3 protein-coding genes are annotated in these 1,242 nt (G+C 75.2%); 2 read left to right on the forward strand and 1 reads right to left on the reverse strand.

All coding sequences use genetic code 11. The features are described 5' to 3' along the window. The coding region (locus L2I40_RS23390) for an NAD(P)H-hydrate epimerase (RefSeq protein ID WP_272911012.1) at positions 1-197 on the reverse strand (197 nt) is incomplete at its 3' end. Between the two features lie 38 nt (positions 198-235). Here L2I40_RS23390 and L2I40_RS23395 point away from each other — a divergent pair. Both L2I40_RS23395 and parA read left to right on the forward strand, forming a co-directional pair. After that, a complete protein-coding gene (locus L2I40_RS23395; protein WP_237217752.1) occupies positions 236-559 on the forward strand; it encodes a hypothetical protein in 324 nt (107 codons plus the stop codon). Positions 560-619: 60 nt separating this feature from the next. Then, positions 620-1,242, forward strand: a 623-nt coding sequence (gene parA / locus L2I40_RS23400) for a ParA family partition ATPase (protein WP_237217753.1), incomplete at its 3' end; no start/stop codon positions are given.

Genomic DNA, 1,242 nt, shown 5'->3' on the forward strand with positions numbered 1-1,242 from the left:
CGCGCCGCCACCCAGCCGTCGCCGCCATTGTTGCCCGGACCCGCCAGCACCAGCGTGCGGACGGGCCGGAAGCGCCGCATGACCGCGCGCGCCACCGCGCGGCCCGCCGCCTCCATCAGGACGGTCCCCGGCACGCCGCCGGCAACCGCCGCGGCGTCGGCGCGCGCCATCTCGGCCGGGGTGAGCAGCTCCTCCATGGCTCAGAACCTAGCGCTGCCCGGCGCGCTTCCACCACATGACCCGTCTCCTTCTCGTCCTGCTCCTGCTGCCCGGCCTTGCGCTCGCGCAGACCCGCGCCGGGCCGGACCAGCCCGCGCTGAGCGCCCAGCCGCCGCCGACCGCCCTGCCCAACGAGGCCGCCGACCGCACCGGCGCCGAACCGAACCGCATCCCGGACGATCCGCCCCGCACCGCTCCGCCTGGCGACCACCGCGTGCTGGGCGGGCCGCCCGTCCCGGGCGCCTCGCAGCCCCCGGCCTCCGAGGGCTTCGCCACCAGCCGCGACCGGATCCCGGAGCGCCCCGGCGCAAGGCCCGACGCCTCGACCACCGGCCGTTAGGCAGGGCCCGGCTCCGGCTGCTAGATTTCGCACCGCACAAATCGGTGCGGAGTCGCTCCCATGGCTTTCGTGGTCGCGGTCGCCCAGCGCAAGGGCGGCGCCGGCAAGTCCACCCTCGCCGCCAACCTCGCCGCCGCCTTTGCCGGCCTCGGCGAGCGCGTCGCCCTGCTCGACACCGATCCGCAGAAGACGCTGTCCTACTGGCATGCGCAGCGCAGCGGGAACGCGAAGGCGCAGCGCCTGGACTTCGAGGCGCCGTCCGGCTGGCGCGTCCCCGGCGCGACCGACAAGTACCGGCGCAGCCACGACGTGATCCTGCTCGACACGCCGCCGCATGACGACACCGATGCGCGCGTGGCGATCCGCGCCGCCGACCTCGTGCTCGTGCCCCTGCAGCCCTCGGCGCCCGACCTCTGGGCGATGGGCGCCACGCTCGACATCGCCAAGGCCGAGAAGCGGCCGGCCGCCCTCGCCCTCAACCGCGTCCCCGCCCAGGGCAGGGTGGCGGAAGAGGTGGCGGCCCAGCTGCGCGCCAAGGGCCTCACGCTGCTCGACCCCTCGCTCGGCAACCGCGCCGGCTTCGCCAATGCCTTCGCCGCCGGGCTCGGCGTGACGGAAGCCGCGCCGCCCTTGCCGGCGTGTTCGGAAGAACTCACGTCTGAACTTCAGTCTCTAGCTTATCT

The organism is Falsiroseomonas oryziterrae (assembly GCF_021864505.1).
Classification (GTDB): domain Bacteria; phylum Pseudomonadota; class Alphaproteobacteria; order Acetobacterales; family Acetobacteraceae; genus Falsiroseomonas; species Falsiroseomonas oryziterrae.